The organism is Streptomyces sp. NPDC058620, assembly GCF_042717135.1.
Classification (GTDB): Bacteria; Actinomycetota; Actinomycetes; order Streptomycetales; family Streptomycetaceae; genus Streptomyces.
In genome coordinates, this window is record NZ_JBHXQO010000066.1 from 13696 (window position 1) to 31044 (window position 17349).

13 protein-coding genes and 1 pseudogene are annotated in these 17349 nt (G+C 69.1%); 7 read left to right on the top strand and 7 right to left on the bottom strand.

Translation table 11 applies throughout. The annotated features are described in order from the left end of the window. Positions 1-147: 147 nt before the first annotated feature. From mobF to ACFWSK_RS33120, 3 genes and pseudogenes are all read left to right on the top strand, one after another. Positions 148-1913: pseudogene (gene mobF, locus ACFWSK_RS33110) on the top strand (MobF family relaxase). Next, positions 1910-2263 (top strand): hypothetical protein, encoded by a 354-nt coding sequence (locus ACFWSK_RS33115; RefSeq protein WP_383794451.1) that lies wholly within the window; start codon positions 1910-1912, stop codon positions 2261-2263. Before mobF ends, ACFWSK_RS33115 begins: the two are co-directional and overlap by 4 nt. A 142-nt stretch (positions 2264-2405) precedes the next feature. Then, positions 2406-2624 (top strand): hypothetical protein, encoded by a 219-nt coding sequence (locus ACFWSK_RS33120; protein ID WP_383794455.1) that lies wholly within the window; start codon positions 2406-2408, stop codon positions 2622-2624. A gap of 223 nt (positions 2625-2847) precedes the next feature. Here ACFWSK_RS33120 and ACFWSK_RS33125 read toward each other — a convergent pair whose 3' ends face one another. Then, positions 2848-3291: a hypothetical protein gene (locus ACFWSK_RS33125; protein ID WP_383794458.1), complete on the bottom strand. Its 444-nt coding sequence runs from the start codon at positions 3289-3291 to the stop codon at positions 2848-2850. Positions 3292-3765: 474 nt separating this feature from the next. On the opposite strand from ACFWSK_RS33125, the gene ACFWSK_RS33130 reads away from it, so the two are divergent. Together ACFWSK_RS33130 and ACFWSK_RS33135 are read left to right on the top strand one after the other, a co-directional pair. After that, positions 3766-5115 (top strand): replication-relaxation family protein, encoded by a 1350-nt coding sequence (locus ACFWSK_RS33130; RefSeq protein ID WP_383794462.1) that lies wholly within the window; start codon positions 3766-3768, stop codon positions 5113-5115. Between the two features lie 107 nt (positions 5116-5222). Next, entirely contained in the window at positions 5223-5687 is a 465-nt protein-coding gene (locus ACFWSK_RS33135) for a hypothetical protein (protein WP_383794465.1), read from the top strand. A 79-nt stretch (positions 5688-5766) separates the two neighbouring features. On the opposite strand, the gene ACFWSK_RS33140 is transcribed toward ACFWSK_RS33135, so the two are convergent. Next, positions 5767-6222, bottom strand: a complete 456-nt coding sequence (locus tag ACFWSK_RS33140; protein WP_383794468.1) for a DUF6207 family protein — start codon at positions 6220-6222, stop codon at positions 5767-5769. A gap of 183 nt (positions 6223-6405) precedes the next feature. Here ACFWSK_RS33140 and ACFWSK_RS33145 point away from each other — a divergent pair, with 183 nt between their 5' ends. Then, complete coding sequence (locus ACFWSK_RS33145; RefSeq protein WP_383794471.1) at positions 6406-7164, top strand: hypothetical protein; 759 nt, start codon at positions 6406-6408, stop codon at positions 7162-7164. Positions 7165-7678: 514 nt separating this feature from the next. Next, the gene (locus ACFWSK_RS33150; RefSeq protein ID WP_383794474.1) at positions 7679-8803 is read left to right on the top strand and encodes a hypothetical protein; all 1125 of its coding nucleotides are present in this window, start codon (positions 7679-7681) and stop codon (positions 8801-8803) included. Positions 8804-8907: 104 nt separating this feature from the next. On the opposite strand, the gene ACFWSK_RS33155 is transcribed toward ACFWSK_RS33150, so the two are convergent. The 5 genes from ACFWSK_RS33155 to ACFWSK_RS33175 all read right to left on the bottom strand — a co-directional run bounded on the left by ACFWSK_RS33155 (position 8908) and on the right by ACFWSK_RS33175 (position 17262). Beyond that, positions 8908-10989, bottom strand: coding sequence for a hypothetical protein (locus tag ACFWSK_RS33155; RefSeq protein ID WP_383794477.1), 2082 nt, complete (start codon positions 10987-10989; stop codon positions 8908-8910). Between the two features lie 41 nt (positions 10990-11030). Further along, entirely contained in the window at positions 11031-13037 is a 2007-nt protein-coding gene (locus ACFWSK_RS33160) for a hypothetical protein (RefSeq protein WP_383794480.1), read from the bottom strand. Beyond that, positions 13034-13690 carry a hypothetical protein gene (locus ACFWSK_RS33165; protein WP_383794482.1) on the bottom strand — a complete coding sequence of 219 codons (657 nt, stop codon included), beginning with the start codon at positions 13688-13690 and terminating at the stop codon, positions 13034-13036. Before ACFWSK_RS33165 ends, ACFWSK_RS33160 begins: the two co-directional genes overlap by 4 nt. A gap of 324 nt (positions 13691-14014) precedes the next feature. Beyond that, the gene (locus tag ACFWSK_RS33170; protein ID WP_383794484.1) at positions 14015-16675 is read right to left on the bottom strand and encodes a Helicase associated domain protein; all 2661 of its coding nucleotides are present in this window, start codon (positions 16673-16675) and stop codon (positions 14015-14017) included. A 53-nt stretch (positions 16676-16728) separates the two neighbouring features. After that, entirely contained in the window at positions 16729-17262 is a 534-nt protein-coding gene (locus ACFWSK_RS33175; protein ID WP_383794486.1) for a hypothetical protein, read from the bottom strand. Positions 17263-17349: the final 87 nt, after the last annotated feature.

The window sequence follows — 17349 nt, forward strand, 5'->3', positions numbered from 1 at the left end:
GCGGTAAAGATTTGGTGATCGCCTCCCGCCCGGCGGGAAGGACCCCGGATCGCGCTTTGCTGCAGGTCAGCACCGGGGTTCCATGGGCCGATGATCAGCCAAACGAAGATCCGTCCGGGAGACGGGCGCTATCTCTTCCGCGGCGTGATGGTCGGCGACGGCCACCGCGGGGCGGGCACGTCGCTGCGCGCCGCCCAGGACGAAGCCGGTGTCCCGCCCGGGATCTGGAAGGGCCAGGGTCTGGCCGCGGTCGGTCTTAAGGCCGGGGACGTGGTGACCGAGCGGCAGGCCGAACTGCTCCTGAGGGAAGGCCGGCACCCGGACGCCGACCGGATCGAGTGCGAGCGCCTGGAGGCGGGCGACGATCCGGCCTATGCCCGGCGGGCGACCGTGCTGGGCAGGCCCATCGAGCACAACCGCTCACCCGAGACCGACAAGGCCAAGGAGCGGATCCCCTGGCTCGGCATGCACCTGGTGTTCCGGCCCCCGCCGACGGCCCACATCGCGTGGGCGCTGATGGGTCACGAGAACCGCCTGGTGCTGGAGCTGTGCCAGGACATCGCCCGGGACAAGACGTGGAGTGGCTGGAGGACGCGGTCGCACAGATCCGCTGGAAGGGCGGCGGCAAGTACCGGGCCGGTGTCCGGGACGGGCTGATCGTCGCGGTCTTCCGGCACTACGAGTCCCGAGCCGCAGACTCCAAGCCCCTTCTCCACGATCATGCGATGGTCTCGATCCGTGCCCGGCGCCCCGACGAGAAGGGCACGTGGGGCAACCTGTCGGCGGACACGATGCTGACCCACATCGTCGCGGCCGACACCCTCTACGTACTGACCTTCATGGAGGAGGTGTCCGCCCGGCTCGGGTGGGCGTGGGAACCGCGCGAGGTGACACCGGGCCGCCGGCCCGTCATGGAGATCGCGGGCATCGACCAGCGGCTCATCGGCTGGCAGTCGACCCGCCGCCAGCAGATCGAGGACGCCATGTCCGTCCTGACCGCCACGTACGAGGAGAAGCACGGGCACGCGCCGGGGGAGCGGGCCGCCCACGCACTGGGCTGCCAGGCCGCCGACCGTACCCGCCCGCCCAAGCGCACCGAGCTGCTGTCGCTGACCGAGCTGCGCAAGCGGTGGCGCACCTCAGCGGTCCGGGCCTTCGGCGCCGACGTCGTCGACCGGCTCGCACAGCGGGCGAGGGCGGCGGCCGCAGCGGTGTGGGCGCGGGTACGGCCTGTGGTCGACATCGCCCTGGCGGCCGTCGACGTCGTCGCGGTGACGTATGTGATGCACGGCGCTTTCAAGGACCACCACCTCCTCGCCGAAGCCCGCCGCTACCTCTCCTACGTCCTGCGCGGCCGACCCCACCAGAAGGGCCTGGACGAACGAATCGTGCAAACGGTCGTCGACGACTACACCCGGCCCGTCGGCCGGGGCAGGTCGATGACCGCCGACCTGTCCGCCCTGTACCCGCGCGACACCGAGGACCAGGCCGTGCTGCGCCCGCTGACCCGCAAGCGCACCGCGCCCCCGTACGTTCGGGCCCGCCTCACCGCCGGTGCCCTGGCCGCCCGGGTCAACGCGGCGCGACGTGCGAAGCGCCTGGGCTCCCGCACCCGGCCGTACGCCGTCGCCGTGCCCGCCGCCTCGAGGTCGCACCCGCGGCCGCTCCACACCGGACCGAAGACCGACCACCTCCTGGACCCGGAGACCGGCGTCGACACGGTGGAGCAGACCCGCCAGACCATGGAAGCCGCCGCCGCGCAGTTGGCCGCCACGATCCAGGACAGCCGACGGGCACGTGAAGCCGCCCACGGCCTGCGTCCACAGCCCGCCCCGGCGCCGGCCCCGGCGCCGCACACCCAGCAGCCCGGCATCCAGCACACGCCGGGCCGACCCACAGGAGGAGTCGCGTGAGCACCCCGGAAGAACTGCCCGACCCCCAGGACGCCCTCACCCGCGCCCACGCGGCCCGCGCGAAGATGGCCGCCGCGCTCGACGAGGACCAGGAGCCCGAGCCCGATGAGCCCGCGGGGTGGCAGCCGGTCTGGAAGCGGCCCCGGACACCGAAGACGAAGGCCGCGAAGAAGCTTCAGCTGCACAAGCAGCGCCGTCGGCTCCAGGACGCCGGGAAGCGCCGCCTTGCGGCCGGGGAGTCGCGCCGGCCCCGGCCCCGGCCCCGGCAGAACCGGATCGGCAACGCCGCCGCGCGCCGCGATGCCCGCGCCCTGTCCCGGGTGCGGCACTCCAGCGCCTGGCTGTGGTGACGATGCCGGGCATCGTCCACCGAGTGGAGCGCGATGTTCTGCATCCAGTGGCGATGCACGACATCGGATGGAGTCCAGTCCACCCGGTGGGCTCCACTCGGTGGGCTCCACCGGGTGGGCTCCACTCGGTGGGCTCCACCGGGTGGGCTCCACTCTGGTGCGCCGGATGACGATGGACGCCACCGTGCGGCGCACCGCGATGGTGCGCCACCGCACCGGTGCGCCGCACCCGATGTCCCCCACCGCACCCGATGCGCACCGCCCGGATCGCGTGCACCGGCGGCCCGCCCCCTTGTCCGGCTCCGAGCGGGTGGCCGGCTACCCCTTGTCCACGTCCGGGCGGGCGCACGTCTCTCCTTGACCACGTTGGCTACCGGAGTATTTCCCCTTGCCGGAGCCGGTCCCGACGCTGATCAGGTCGCGGTCAAGGGGGGCTGTGATATTGGGCCCGTCGTCGTGCGCTGTGTGCCCGGTGCGGTGCGGTGACGCGCCCCGGACACGAGGTGCGGTGCGGGCGGTGGCGTGGCGTGGTGCGGTGGTCTCGATGCGCGCCGCACCGCACCACTGCGGACCCGGAGGTGCGGCTACGCAGTGGTGTGGTGCGCCGGGTGCGCCTCCATCGCCTCCTCCATCCCCGCGGCCTCCAGCTGGCGCAGGACGTCGGCGACGTCGCCGTGGTCCCCGGTGAGGATGTTCTCGGTGAACCGGACGATGGTCGCGGCGACGCCCGGCGCATTGGCCAGACACTCGCCGTGGCAGAGCAGCTCCAGCAGGAGCCGGCCGAGCGCGGCGGCCAGGAAGGAGTGCGCGCACGGCTCCCCGTCGCGGTCGTCCACGGCGGTGATGGGGATGAAGATGCGCGCGGCGACGTCCAGGAGCAGCCGGTGCAGCTCCTGGCCCGTGTCGTCGGCGACCGCGCAGGCGGTGTCGATGTCGTCGGCCTGTAACGCCCGGATGTAGGCGAAGGCGGCGGCGATGTCTTCCGGCTCCATCGGGGCGAGTGGCGCGGTGGCGGTGTTCTCGGGCATGACAGCTCCTCAGCGACGGGCCGCACCGCTGATCGCGGCGGCCTCAAGAGGAGCCTCCAATTGCGGCCCTGTGGACAGAGGCCGCGGACTGACGGCGTACGGCCCGGCGGGCACACCGCGGTGTGACTGGACGCGCTTGGTGGCGGCTGGCCACGTAGTTGGCGGGCCTGGCTTCGACGATCACTTGAGCAGCGGTTCTGTCCGCGATACCCAATCTTGCGCGTTTCAGCCCCTACGCACCCTCATACGGTTTCCCCTACGTTTTCCCCTACGCTGCCCGACCCGTCATCGCGCCGCGTTTGTGCAAATCAGACCCCTTGACCAGCTAGATTCCGCGACCTCGACGACCCTTAAATCAACACTCTTAAGTCAGTAGGGAGTGGTAGGAGTGGTGATCGGGTTCGGGGCGGCGGGGCGCGCGCCGGCCTTCCGGCCGGAAGGCGGTCGGGCGTACGGGAAGGGTGGGGAGTCACGGTGGGTGGGACGAAGGTGTGTCCGTTCGGGTCGACGGAGAAGACCCGGACGATGATCCTGACCGCGCTGGGTGTGGTGAAGGTCGCGACCGCGGCGCAGTTGCGGCGGCTGATGGCGCCGGGCCACGCGACCAATCAGACGATCCTGAACGGGGCGAAGGACCTCGCCGCCCACGGCCTGGTCGTCTCCCTGGGATCGGCGAAGAGCGTCAACGCGAACGGCAACCGGGTTACGGAGAAGCTGTGGAACCTCACCCCGGCCGGCCTCGAGGCCGCAGGCGTGGTCCTGGAGCGTGAGGTCCGGGACATGGGCAGCACCGCGAAGGCATCCGTGGCGTCGGGGGCCCCGCACGCCCGGAAGGTGACCGACACAATCACCGCGTTCATCCAGCCCGTTCCCGTCCCGACGAAGCCGGTCGTCCGGAAGAACCAGCCGGCTCCCCTCCCGGCCGCCGCGCCGCCCCTCCCACCGCCGGGCATCGGCACGATCGACGCGTGGGAGACCGAAGTCGTCCTGCCCGTCGGCGGATCCTTCGTCAACCCTGTGAAGGGCAGCCTGCGCGCCGACGCCGTCCTCACCGCCCCGGAGGCCGGCCTGCCGATGCTGTGCGTGGAGGTCGACAACGGCACCGAGGACCGACCCCGCCTCGCCGCGAAACTCGGCAAGTACGTCCGCTTCTACCAGCGCACCGTCCACGCCCCCGGCCGGAGCGAAATCCCCTTGTGGACCACCCTCTACGAGAAAAGCGACCGCGAGGGGTACCCGCCCCTGGCGATCGTCTTCACCGCCGACGTCGGCGCGACGGCGATGATGAACCGCATGACGGCCGTCCGCGACCTGACCCGCCACTGCTGGCGGGGCGAGTGGAACGGCGACGACATGTACGGCGGCACGTCCAAGGACGGCTACCGCGACCACAGCCGCGCCCTGCCGGTCATCGTCACCACCCTCGCCCGCCTCCAACAGCACGGCCCGCTGGGCCCCATCTGGTGGCGATACGGCCACTCCGACTGGGAAACCCTCAAGACGGCCCTGGACAACCCCGACGACGTCCGCGCCTACCGTGTCCGGGACGAGGAACGCCGGCGGACAGAAGAGGCAGAGAGGGAGCGGGAGCGCCTCGCGTACAAGGAGAAGCGGCGGCGCCGGGAGGCAGCGACCTGGCCGTGCCCGACCTGCGGCCGCAAGACCTACCCCGACGACGGGGCCGAAGCTCCCCACGGGGACTGCCGCGTCTGCCTCAGCATCAAGGAACGGGAACGCCGCGAGGCTGAGGAACGAGCTGAACAGGAAGCCGCGGCGAAGCAGGCCGGCTTCTTCGGGTTCCTCCACGGACGGAAGAACGAGTAGCGGAGCTCCCCGCCCGGCGGGACGGCCCGTAAAGTCGCGGCGCCGCCGTACGGGAGGGAACAACCCGATCCCGGCTGTACGCCGGTGCCAGGCCATAGACCGGTCTCATGAGACACAGCAGAGAAGAGACCGCGCCCCAGGATCTGCCGGGCGACCTGTGGCACGCCCTGGCCCAGCTCCAGCACACCCACCTCGAACCGGTGGGCCGCGTCGGGCCCCTCGCCCGCCCGGCACGGCTGCTGTCCTTCACCGCGGCCGCCGACACCATCCTCGCGGCCCGGGTGCAGCTGACCGGCGCGGAGACGATGCACCAAGTCAACGAGACGCTCCGCGCGATGACCGGCGACCTCCCCCATGCTCACTTCACCGGCCCGGGTGTCGCCCTGGAGCTCACGCTCAGCAGACGCCAGGAGCTCCCGATCCACGCGGCGCACACTGCCGGGCTCACCCGGCTCTTCCGACACGCCGCTGGCACCATCGGCGCCCGCAGCACGCCCGGAGGCGGCCGGTGCTTCCACTGCGACGGGACCGGGCGCGCCCGCCCCCTGTGGGAGCCGTCGGGGCAGGCTTGAGCGGCTCCATGAGGAACGCTGGGCCTCACGCCGCTTCTGGACGTCGTGGGGCACAGCCGGTGACGGCCACCTCAAGTTGTTACGGCCGGTCCTCGGTCAGCAGCCCGCGCCCGGGAAGCCGTCCGGGCCGCGTGCCCCGCGCGTCTCGGTCTACCAGGCGCACCTCCAGGTAGCAGCGCAGCCGGACGCCGGGTTGTCCCGGATCCCGGGTCGTACACCCGCTACCGCGGTGGCAGGGCCTTCTATCGACGCCAGGTGATGACTTTCTCGCGCACCAGCAGCGGCTTGTCGTCTGGTCCTTTGACGTGCTCGTTAATCCAGATAGGGCGGTGGGCTTGTAGGCGTGGGTGCCATTGACGTCGCCAGTGTCCCCGGACGACCCAGCGGTGAGACCACTCGACCTCTTGGGTCTCCTCGTTGGTCCCGCCCTTTTCTGTCTTGCGTCGCAGGGTGACGATTGCCACGGGAGCAGCGGGTAGCTGTCCTGCCCGTTGGAGCCGCCTCCGTTGAGGGCGGTCCGCTTCCAGCTCGCCAACGGCAGCCAGCGGCTGCTGCATCAGTGTCCACATGGCGCGTGCGTACCGGCACAGGACAGCAGACTCAGGGCGCATGGCGCCGATTTCTACCGACTGAGCCATCTCGAGAGGGCGACCTGCGGGCATGAACATCCCGTTTCCCACCGCGCCTGCGACCGCTGGCCGTGCCAGAACTAACCACCGTGGCCCGCAAGGTGGTCGACGAGTACGACGTCCCAGAACTGGAGCAGATTCTCGCGTCGCTGGGCATGACCGGAGTCGACGGCGAATTCAAGAACCTGATCTTCGCAGCCAATGGCCCCAAACCTGACATCGTACTGCGCGACGCCGTCAGCAATCGCCTGGAAATCGTCCGCAACGCCGAATACTGCCTGACCTACACCCGGCCTCTCGACGCCGCCGGCCTGTCGTGGGCCGCCCTCGTCGACTGGTGGCAGCGGACGCATCCCGGCGGAACCAGCGACCAGCTCTCTGTCTCCCAGGCCCTGTGTGCACGGCTTGCGGAGTCACTCGCGTCCCCACCGGAGGAGGTCCTGTTCCACACCTACGCGGCGTTGTACTTCCGCGAGGGAGGACATGCGCTGCCCGCCCTGATCCCACAGGTGTACCTCCATTACGACCCCTACACGGCCAAGCACCGTGCCGAGCCGGGCCCTCTCGCTCGGCAGCGCATGGACTTCCTCCTGCTGCTGCCGAACAGGGTGCGCGTCGTCCTGGAGGTCGATGGCCAACAGCACTACTCAGCCGACGGCAAAGCGAGCCCGCAGCTCTACGCCCAGATGGTGTCGGAGGACCGGCAGCTGAGCCTTTCTGGCTACGACGTCTACCGCTTCGGCGGCCACGAGCTGGACCGGAACAACGGCCGGCGCATCGTCGCAGCCTTCTTCCGGGAGCTCTTCCAGCGCTACGACATCCCCCTGCCGCCCTCAGTCACCAGTTGATAGCCGACAACACAGTCAGGTCGTGGAGGAAGTTGCTCGGTCGACAGCTGCGCCCAGGTGCCCGGCTCCTGCTGCCGCTAACGCCCCTTGCCCTATGTCGTCGCCCTCGAACCGCACAAGTCGGCTGTGCGGCCGACAGCCGCCAGGCCACACAGCCGAACTGATCCTGAAGTCACCGCACCACCGGACGGGACGGACAGGCCCATCCGACGACGACAAACCCACCTCAGGCCCTCGCACTGGAGGCCACGCTCGGCAGACGGCAGGAGCTCCCGCTCCACGAGGCCCACGCTGTAGGCCTCACCCGGCTCTTCCGCCACGCCGTCGGCACCATCGGTGCCCGCAGCACGCCGGGAGACGGCCGGTGCTTTCACTGCGACGGAACCGGGCTCACCCGCCCGCTGTCGGAGCTGGCGGCCGGCACGCCTGAGCCGGGGCCACCGGAGACCTTGCCCATTGAAGCCGGCAGAACGGTTGGGCAGTCTGGTGTACATATGCCGCTATGCCAAAAAGCTTGTTCGAGCGCGTTCGCAAGGTCTCCGACGAGGTCACAGATCCGCGCTTCCGGTTCGTCCGTGACCACCACATCCACCAGGCCACCCGCCAGCTGATGGACGAAATCTTCGTCACGTTTCATGGCGCAGACCGCAGCTTCGTCCGTGAGTTCCAGACCACCGGCTTCTCTCCTCGAGTGTTGGAGCTAGCCCTGTTCGCGGCGCTCCATGAGCAGGGGCACGTCCTCGAGCACACCGGCGGCGCGCCGGACTTTCTTATCGGGGGATCTGATCCAGTGGCCATTGAGGCCACCACCAGCAACCCCGCCCAAGGTGTGTCGCTCGAAGCCGCTTTTGAGCAGCTGCCACGGGAGCAGCATCCTCTCGTCCCGGCAGACCTGGACGATGCCGAAGCCGAGTTCGTGTTCCAGACCGCCAAGGCGCTGGGCCGCAAGATCGAGAAGCGGTCCGCCCAAGGACACGCCTACTGGCAAGCTCCTCATGTACAGGGCCGCCCGTTCGTGATCGCCCTGGAATCGTTCCACCATCTGAGTGCTCTGTTCCACACCGTCAGCCCGCTGGCCAACTACCTATACGGCTGCCGCGATGTGGCCACGCGCGATGCTGAGGGCGCTCTTGTTCTGAGCAGTGAGAAGGTCACTGAGCACTGGCGCGGCGACAGTAGGATTCCCAGCGGCCTGTTCGCTCGGCCTGAAGCCGCACACCTGTCGGCCGTGATCTTCTCCAACAGCGCCACAGCCTCGAAGTTCCACCGCATAGGCACCGAGCGGGGTTACGGGCCGCAGGACGTCGCCCTGCTGCGTTATGGCAGTCTGCCCGACCCGGACCCCAACGCGGACCGTCCCCTTAACCATGCCTATGTCGTGGGGGACTACGGTCCTGAAGAACGGGAGACCTTCAGCGAGGGCTTCCACATCCTGCACAACCCATGGTCGCGCATACCGATCGCCGACGGCGTCTTCCCGGGCTTCACCGAACACCGCCTGCAGGACGACGGGCTAATCCTGACGACCACCAGCCGACCCGACTACTTCACCTCAAGCACCATCGTCTTCCACGAACCAGACGCCCACCCCAGGGCGCGCGGCTACGCAGAGCGTTACCAAGACGCTGCTGCTGGCTGACGCCGTGCCGGTCACTCGGCGGAAGTGTGGCGAGGTCACCAACGAGGATCGCAGGCGCGTTCAGTCGGTTGCGCGTCGGCCTGGGGCGCCCGCGCCCGGCCCCGTCAGCGCGACGACGAGCGTGCTACGCGTAGGGAGTGCGGGGTCGGTCGTGTGGTCGGAAGGACGCCAGCCACGATCAGGCGCGGGACTTCTGTTGCGCTACGGGCGTGCCTGATGATCCAGATGCTGTCTTCGATGTCGCGGTATCCGGCGGAGTGATCGCTGGCATCGCCGACAAGCAGCAAGGCGAGGGGCGGCCCGGTCGCGGTGTAATTGGCGACCTGAGCGAGGTAGTCCCGCTCGATAGTCTCGCGGGTCTTCCACCGCGTGGTGCGCCACTTGATCTCGGCGACGAAGCGGCTCGCAGGATCAGGCGTGTAGATGACATCCGCACGCCCGCCGGCGACGTCCCACTTCTCCCGCGTCACGGTGCCCGGTGGAAAGAGGGGACTGATGTGCTGGTAGAAGTCGTCCTGGAGGTGTTTCTCGTTCCAGGCTGCGACGGTGCCGTCGGTGTTCTTGCGCGCTGGCCCAAGGTAGGCGGTGCGCTCACCGTAGAGGTTGGCCTGGGCGTCGAACCTGTCGTAGAGGAAACGCAGGTAGTGCTCCAGCAGGGGGGTGAAGTAGTGGTTGTCTCGCGGCTTCCAGGCTGGGCTGGTCTTCAGAATGTCGAGCAGGGTCTCCAGGTGGGTGTCCACGCGGGCGTTGCCGGTGGGCGTGTAGTCCTTGGCGAGTTGGTGCGCGAGGTTCTCGAGCCGATCGAGCTGGTGAGGGTCGAGGTCGTCGCGTAGCCCGGTGGCGTCAGACCGGAAGAGTGCGGCAAGTGCGGGACGGCCCTCCAGGGCTTTTCCCGACACCGCCTCCTGCTTTGCCGTTTCACCAGCCGACTGCTGGCGTCGGTGGTGTACGGCGTCGCGCAGCGTCTGGGCGTCGGGGTGGTCGGTGAACTGGGGGTCGTGGGCGAGGGCTTGCTCGAGCTGGTGCAGCAGGCCTTGGCTGCGCACGAACGGCGCTTCCACGGCTGGGCTGATCAGTGCCGTGAGGCCCGTGGAGTCATTGGCGGGGGCGTGGATGCTGCGGCTGGCGAGGTAGATCTCCAGGAGGTCGTTCAGGGCATTGGCGGGGTTGTACCAGCTGGGCTGGTCCAGGTGTGCCTGTGCTGCGTTGAGGGTGGTGACGAGTTTCGCCCAGGCGCTTTGGGTCAGACTCCGGGCGCTGAGCCAGTCGAGCTGGTGCAGGCGGCCGGTCCAGGCGGCGAGGTGAGCGGCTGTGGTGTCCAGCTGGTCGGCTGCCTTGGTGAGCCGTTGCCGGGCGCTGCTGTCATCCGTCTGGTTCTGTTCAAGGTCGGCGAAGGCGAGGACGGCTTCGATGGCGGCGGCGTGGGCGCGGGCGTCCAGGCGTGCCTCGTGGGTGCGGTCGAGCTCGGTGAACCGCATCAGGGCTCGGTGCAGTTGTTCGCCGGAGGTGGTTCGGTCGGCGGCCTCCAGAGCGGCTCGCTCGTCAGCCAGGGCAAGTTCGAAGCTCGCGTCGGCTCGGGTGGCCGGGTTCAGGTCGGGCTGATTCTCCAGGGCGTTGAGGATGTCGAGGAGGCGGTCGGTGTCGGCGAAGTGGTCGCGGGCGATGCCGATCAGGATCGGCAGACGGTCCAGGGCGTCGGCAGGTTCGGTGCCGGTGATCTCGGTGAGCAGGGCGAGCAGCCGGTGCGGGGAGCCTCCCGCTACCGCCAGGCGCAGCAGGCCGGCGATCGCTGGCTGGGCGAGGGCGGCGTCGCAGTCGCCGGCGAGCGCGTCCTCTGCGAGCGTGGCCAGATCTCGTACGATTCGGCTGCCCAGGCGGGCGGCCAGCCCAGGCCGGGTGCACACGACGTCGAGCGCGTCGGCGAGGACCCAGGCCGAGTGAGGTTGGCGCAGGCCCTGAGCCGCGGCCGCAAGTAGGGGCGCAGCCTGCTCGGCCGGGATGGTGTCGATGCCGTGGGCCAGCGCATTGAGGAGGTAGGGCAGTTGTGGCCCGGCGGCCATCGTGTCCACCTGAGCCACGACGGCGTCTGCTCCGCCGAGGTCCTCCAGGCCGGGTCCGGCGTCTAGTTCTTCGTCGCTCGCCCGGCTGGCCCACTCTTGGAGGGCCTGGTCCACGTTCGTGGCCACTGTCCTCTCCTCTCTGATGGGCCGCGCCGGAAGCGAGCAGCTTAGAACAGGTGTTCGCTGTCGCTGGTGATGATGTGGTCCTCGGGTAGCAGGCCTTCGACCAGCTCCGGTTGGGCAGTGGTGAAGACGACCTGGAGTTCGGGCAGTTCCCGCGTCAGGGTCTGCAGCTCGCCGATCAGCCTACGGGCGGCGTCGGCCGTCATCTCTTCGGCGGCGACGGAGTCGATGAGCAGAAGCCCGGGGTGGGAGTCGATGTGCCGGGCGGCGCCGGCCCGCAGCAGGGCGATGACGGTGGCGACGCGCATGCGCAGACGGTCGCCGCGGCTGAGCTTTTTGAAGGGGTGCTTGATGCCTTCTTTGACGGGGTTGACGTTTCCATTGCGTTTGAGCGTGACGGAGTTCAGGTGCTGCACGCCGAACTGGCTGGAGAGGTTGACGATCTCGGAGTCCATCGTCGGGAAGAGGTAGTCCGCGGAAGCCTTCACCGTCGCTTCCACCAGTTGGTGCACCGCGCTGAGGACGTCGGGGATGGTGGAGACGGTCGGTATGGACGGGGGCGCGGTGCCGGTCGCGGCCAGCCGGCCCTTCAGCTCTGCAGCCATCAGTTCTAGTTCGCGAAGCCGTACATGGGCGGGGGAAGCGGCGAGGGCGCTGCTCACTGCCTCGGTGGCCTGCTGGTGCGCTGTGACGGCGGCGTCCGCGGCGGCCTGTACGGCGAGGTGCTGGGCGGCTGCGGCGGCCTCGGCTTCCTGGGCGGTCGCGATGTCGGTGGTGAGCTGCTCCAGCACGGCCTCGGCGATGTCCTCGGCGATCTCGGGCAGCGGGCGTGTGCACACCGCGCAGGTGGCCCGGTCCCGTTCTGCTGCTCGGCGCTCGTCACCGACCGGCTCTTCGCAGCGCGGGCAGCAACTGGGATTGAGACGTCCGAGCACCCGGCGGGCCTGCCAGGTCTCCTGAGCGTCGAGCTGCGCCTGTTCGGCGCCCACCCGCGCGGCGGTAGCATCCGCCAGGCTCTGCGCGGCATCGTTCATGCTCATGCGGAGTCGGTGCAGTTCCTGTGCCGCTTGGTCTGCCCGCTGCAGCAGTGGAGCGATGTCGGCCTCGGGAGCACTGCTCAGCTCCTGGATCCCCTGCTGCAGCAGGTCCAGCTGGGCCTGCCACTGGGCGCGCTCGGCCGACCGCGCGTGCAGATCTCCCTCCGCCCGGCGTTGCGCCTGCCGCGTGGTCTTTGCCTTGCCCTTCACCGCGACGGACAGCTGGGCGTGGGCACTGCTGTAGGGGATGTCGACGAACAGTTCCAGCAGCTTGGCGGGCAGCCCGGGCGCACTGACGTCACCCAGGAGTAGTTCGTCACCGCCAGCGTTGAGGTAGCACGCCCCGAAGTAGGCGGGCCATCCGTGAAGCTGGGGCGCTCCCTCTCCGTCGGCGCCGCCGGTGGCGCTCCACAGGCTGGTGCGTTCCATCCGCAGGGTATCCAGGAAGAAGGAGCCGATCACGCGCTCGACATCGTCGGTCCCGGAGCCCTTGGCGACCAGGCGCAAGGGGTTGTCGTCCGCGGCCGCCAGCAAGGCCTGGACGGTATCGGCGGTCAAGATGTCGACGCTGACGGGGGGAAGAAGACCAGGGGTCTGCTCCAGAGCGATCCGAGTGGGTTTGCCAGCCACCACGAGGTCCAGACGCAGCGTGCGTACCCAGGATTGGACGCCTGGTGGCAGATCGCGCGGGGCGCCGCGCAGCGGCCAGACCAAGAACTCCAGCAGGCTGGTCTTACCAGCACTGTTCTCCGGGTGCACGATGGCCCAGATTCCGGGCTCGAAGGGCCGGTCGATGGTGAACGGCTCGCCGTCGTGCTTGATCCCGTCGACTCGCAGACGCAGGATGCGCAGGCGCCGGTCGGCAGGGGCTGGCGTTGTCAGCGCGATGTTGGCTTCGGCAAGGGCACGCTCGACCTGGTGCTTGGCGACCTCCAACCGGGCGGCGGCCTGGGTCAGAATGCCGTCGGCGGTGGGCACAACCGGTGGCGTAGCCACGGGATCCTGTTTGGTCACGACGCCTCCTGTCCGTCGGCTGGTGCACTGGCCTGCGGGGGTGCCGCGATGGCCCGCAGCGCCCGCAGCCTTGCCCGCGCCTGATCAGTGATTGGGGTGATGTACGACCCGATGGGCGTGTCGGCGTAGTCCCGCAACAGATACTGGCGCTTCTTCAGCTGTGTCCCTCCTAGCCCGTCAACCAACGCCACCACCTGCTTGGTCCGCTCCACGTACCAGGCCAGCGCCGGGGCCTCTACGACGATGTTCACGGCAAGCGTGCGGCCCGCCTGCAACAGGTAGTAGCGGTGCTCGACCACCTTCCGCTCCCGCAAGACCTGCGTCTTTTTCAGCAAGCCCCGTTCGACCAGTACCGCGAGGGCGTCGTCGAGCTCCTCGAAGGCACCAAAGCGATGCCGCAGCATCGGAAACCGACGCAGGTCCGGCTCTTGGGAGGAGAGGATGTCCTCGGCGAGATCGAGCAGCGCCGGCTCCTCCGGAGCCTTCTCGTACTCCGTCATCAGCTCATAAGCCAGATAGTCGGGGTAGCGCACCCAGAAATCGAGCTTCTGCAGCCGCACCTGCGCGCGGACCACACCCACGCACTCGGCCGGCACCTCACCGTCCACGCCGGGTCGCGGTTCATGAGCCGCCGCATTGATCAGCAAGAGCATGCGTACCGCGTCCTGCCACCGGCTCGCCCGCCGGATTCGCAACTCGCTCGTCAATTCATTCCCCCCAAGGCCCGTTGCCCCTGCCACCCGGCGACCCGCACATGCAAAGCACGCACCCTCAGGGCCCCCTAGCAAGGGTTGGCCACGAGCTTCCCTCGCCTCGTCACCTTCTGCACACGCAGAGTAAGACGCCGCACGATCTTTCGTCGACAGTCCAGACAGCACGGATCAGCCCCGCCGAGGAAACCGTCGCGGAGTCCCTCGTCTGTGGGCCACGGCGTGCTGGCCGGCGCGGGCACCAGATGCAGCCATAATGCCCGCGAATCATGCCCAGTCCATGCCGAGCTTGGCGAGGGCGGCGAGCTGATCGGCGGTGAGCTTGTTGCGCCTCGCACGGGTGTTGGAGATCCATACGCCCAGCTTGACGATTATCGGTTCCGTCTCGCCGTCGACCGTGATCGGCTCACCGTGCCCGCGCGGCACCGGCCGGTCCGAGCCTTCCCGCTCCACCCACTGCGTGAGGGCTACCAGGCCACGCTGGAACGCCTTCTGCGCCTTGCTCGGGCTCTTCGTCGCGGACGTCGTCGCTGGGGCGGGAGAGGGAGCCTCAGCGCCCTTGATGCCCAGCGCGGACAGCCGTTCCTGCTGCTCGGTCGACAGCTGCGCCCAGGTGCCGGGCTCCTGCTGCCGCCACCGCCACTTGCCTACGTCGTCGCCCTCGAAGATGACGCCTGGCTCGATGGCGGGCAGGCTGCCGTCGGCGTCGACCAGGTCGGCGAGGACGCGGTAGTGCCGTTGCCAGTCCAGGGGCCACGGGCAGTTCCAGTCCGGGTCGATCGCCGTCAGCTGCTGCGCGCGCTCCGCCGCCCGCTCCGGGTCCTTGCCCAGACCGCCCTTTCGGCGAAGATTGGCCATGTGCTGGCCAACCGGCACCATCGCCTTGCCCTCGCCCCACACCGTGTCCTGACGCGGCGCGAGGTGCCCTGTGGCCCGCCGGTAGGACCGGAGCGCGGCGAGCTTGTTCTCCCACGCCTCCTCGCCGGGCTCCCACACCATCCCGGCTTCCGGGGCGTCCAGCAGCGTCTTGCGCCGCTCTTCGAGCTCCCCGGCCCGCAACGCCTTCCGCTGCTGATGCACCCATCGCCCAAGCGGGAAGTCCTTCGTGACGCCGACCTCGACCTCGACGTCATAGGGCACGGCGTAGAGGCCCGTGATTTCGTTTTCTGCCCGCCACCGGATGAGGGCCTGGTAGCCCTCCAGCCACACCAGCGACTCCGGCCGGTACACCCGGGTGCGCAGGAACGCCGCGATGGTCGCCGCGTCGCGCGGGCTGGAGAAGTGCAGCAGGGCCGCTTCGGCGGCGGCCTGCGTGTCGTCGTGCTCCTGGTCCTCGCCCTCGCCGCCGGCCCCGACGATCTGCCCGTTCTCATCGCGCCGGACGTGTACCTTGCGCTGCCCGCTGGTGAGGGCGCGGGATGCGAGCTGCTCGACCAGTCGTTCGTCATGCGAACGCAGGCCCTGGAGGACAGCTACAAGGGGGCGGAAGCTGGCACTGGCCACCATGTCGGTGGGGTCCTCATTGGGCTCCAGGAACACCGGCACGATGATCCTGGCGACCTTGGTGGAGCCGTCCTTGTTGAGCCGGAGCGCCCGGCCGATGTTCTGCACGATCTCCACCTGCGAGCCGCGGGTGTCCGCGAAGCAGACCGCCTCGACTCCCCGCTCGCCGGTGATGTCGACGCCCTCACCGAGCACGCGAACGCTGGCGAGGAAGGCGCGGTGGACCCGGTGCCCGGTCGCGTCGATGCCGTTGGCGAACTGGCGCAGGACCTCGCGCCGTTCGGAGACGAGGTGGTCGCCGCACAGCCACGCGGACCACACCCGGTCCGGCGGGACGTGGCGGCCGGCCTCCAGCTCGTAGAACTCCGCGTCGATCGACGACTTCGGCAGCTTGTCGGCGGCGGCCAGGTCGTCGTCGGAGGCGTCGTTGACGTACAGCTCGGCAGTGGTCTCGGGCAGCTTCTCCGCGAACGCGGCGGCCTCCTCCACCTTCTGGTGGAACGTCATGACCGTACGCAGGTTGTACGCCGCCGCGTGCTCCAAAAGTGCGGTTTGCAACAGGGCCAGGCGCCGGCCGCGCCGCGCCTCCTCCGACTCCCCGAGGACCGGCGAGGGATCGCGGATCTCCAGCACGTCGATCTCGAACCCGGCAAGGATCTCCCGCTCGATCGCCTCCGAGAGCCCGAGCTCCGCGAGCCACGCCCCGTACGTGCCCTCCGGGTCATCTGCCATGGTCGCGATCTCCGCCTCCTGGCCGTCCGCGCTCTTCTGCGGGCGGGCCGCGGCGAGGATGCGCGGGGTCGCGGTCAGGTAGAGCCGGAAGTCTGCCGGGATCCGCTGGTTGTCGTGGATCGCCGCCCACGGACGCCCAAGATCACCCGCGGTGCCGTGGGCCTCATCCACGATCGCGAGGTCGAACGGGGCCATCTGCTGCCCGTACAGGCGCTCTCCGCCTGCCAGAGCGGCCTCAAGCGGCCCGCGAACCTTCCGCTGGTCCACGGGTGCGTCGATGTCCTCGCGGTCCACCAGGGAGGCGTACGTGGCGAGCACGACCACGGCTCCCTGCCCGGCCCACAGGGCGAGTTGGATCGGGTTGGTGGTGGTGCGTACGCCCAGCTCGCTCAGCACCGGGTCGTTCTCCAGCGAACACACCGCGACCATCGGGGCCCGGTGACCCACCAGGCGCCACGCCTGGGCGGTCTGTGCGAGCAGGTCTAGGGTCGGGACGGTGACGAGGATCCGGCCGTCCGTGAAGGACTCCAGCGCGCACGCGGCGGCCGTGATCGTCTTGCCCGAACCGGTCGCTGACACAATCGTGCCCCGGGCACCCTGCGGGGGAACAGATGACCTTGCAGGGAATCCCACCCACTTCCGGAACGCCGACAGTTGGTCGATCTGATGTTCCTTCAGAGTAATTCTCTGCACTCCCGGAACCCTCCCTCTATCTCTCAAAAAGGTGAACTCTGTATTTATGAGTTCTACTTAGAATTCTTCCCAGCCCAATACAAGGCAGTGTCGACATCGCGCGCAGTCCAACCGTCTGCTCGGCCTCCGCTGTGTTTGAGGAGGGTGTCGAGGATGTCCATGTAGCGGCCATAGCGGCCCGAGCGGTCCGTGAGTGTGAGCCCGAGGAAGTCGATGGCGCGTTGGACATGCTGGTCGTAGACGGCCATCCGGGTGGGAGCTGCCGAGGTCAGGATGGCCGACGCGAGAGCGTCACCCTTGACGAACCCAGGCAGTTCCGAGATGGCGCCGCGCCCCGCCTGAGCCGCCTTGCCGCGAGAGAGACCGAGGTCTTGGACCGACGCGACGGCCTGCTCGGTGATGGCTCGTACCTGGCTGTCGGGCAGAGACATGAGAGCCGTTACCCAAGGCGTCTGCGCGGAGAGCCGTTTCCATACGACCAGGGCCGCGATGTCTGTCTTACCGAGACTGCCAGCACGATCGACGCGCTGCGCAACATCCCAGAAGACCTCGTCATAGTGAGGTGAAACAGATGCCAGATGCGACACCGCGGGTGATTGTCACTGGGGTGCTGCGGTAGTTGTCATCGGGGGTGGGGTGTCGTTCGTGCTGGTCGGGGGTGGGTTGGCTCCTGG

What these genes read in the sequence shown, in the direction of transcription:
- ACFWSK_RS33135 (WP_383794465.1), top strand. Translation starts at nt 5,223, where the DNA reads ATGAGACACAGCAGAGAAGAGACCGCGCCCCAGGATCTGCCGGGCGAC.
- ACFWSK_RS33165 (WP_383794482.1), bottom strand. Translation starts at nt 13,690, where the DNA reads ATGCTCTTGCTGATCAATGCGGCGGCTCATGAACCGCGACCCGGCGTG.
- ACFWSK_RS33125 (WP_383794458.1), bottom strand. Translation starts at nt 3,291, where the DNA reads ATGCCCGAGAACACCGCCACCGCGCCACTCGCCCCGATGGAGCCGGAA.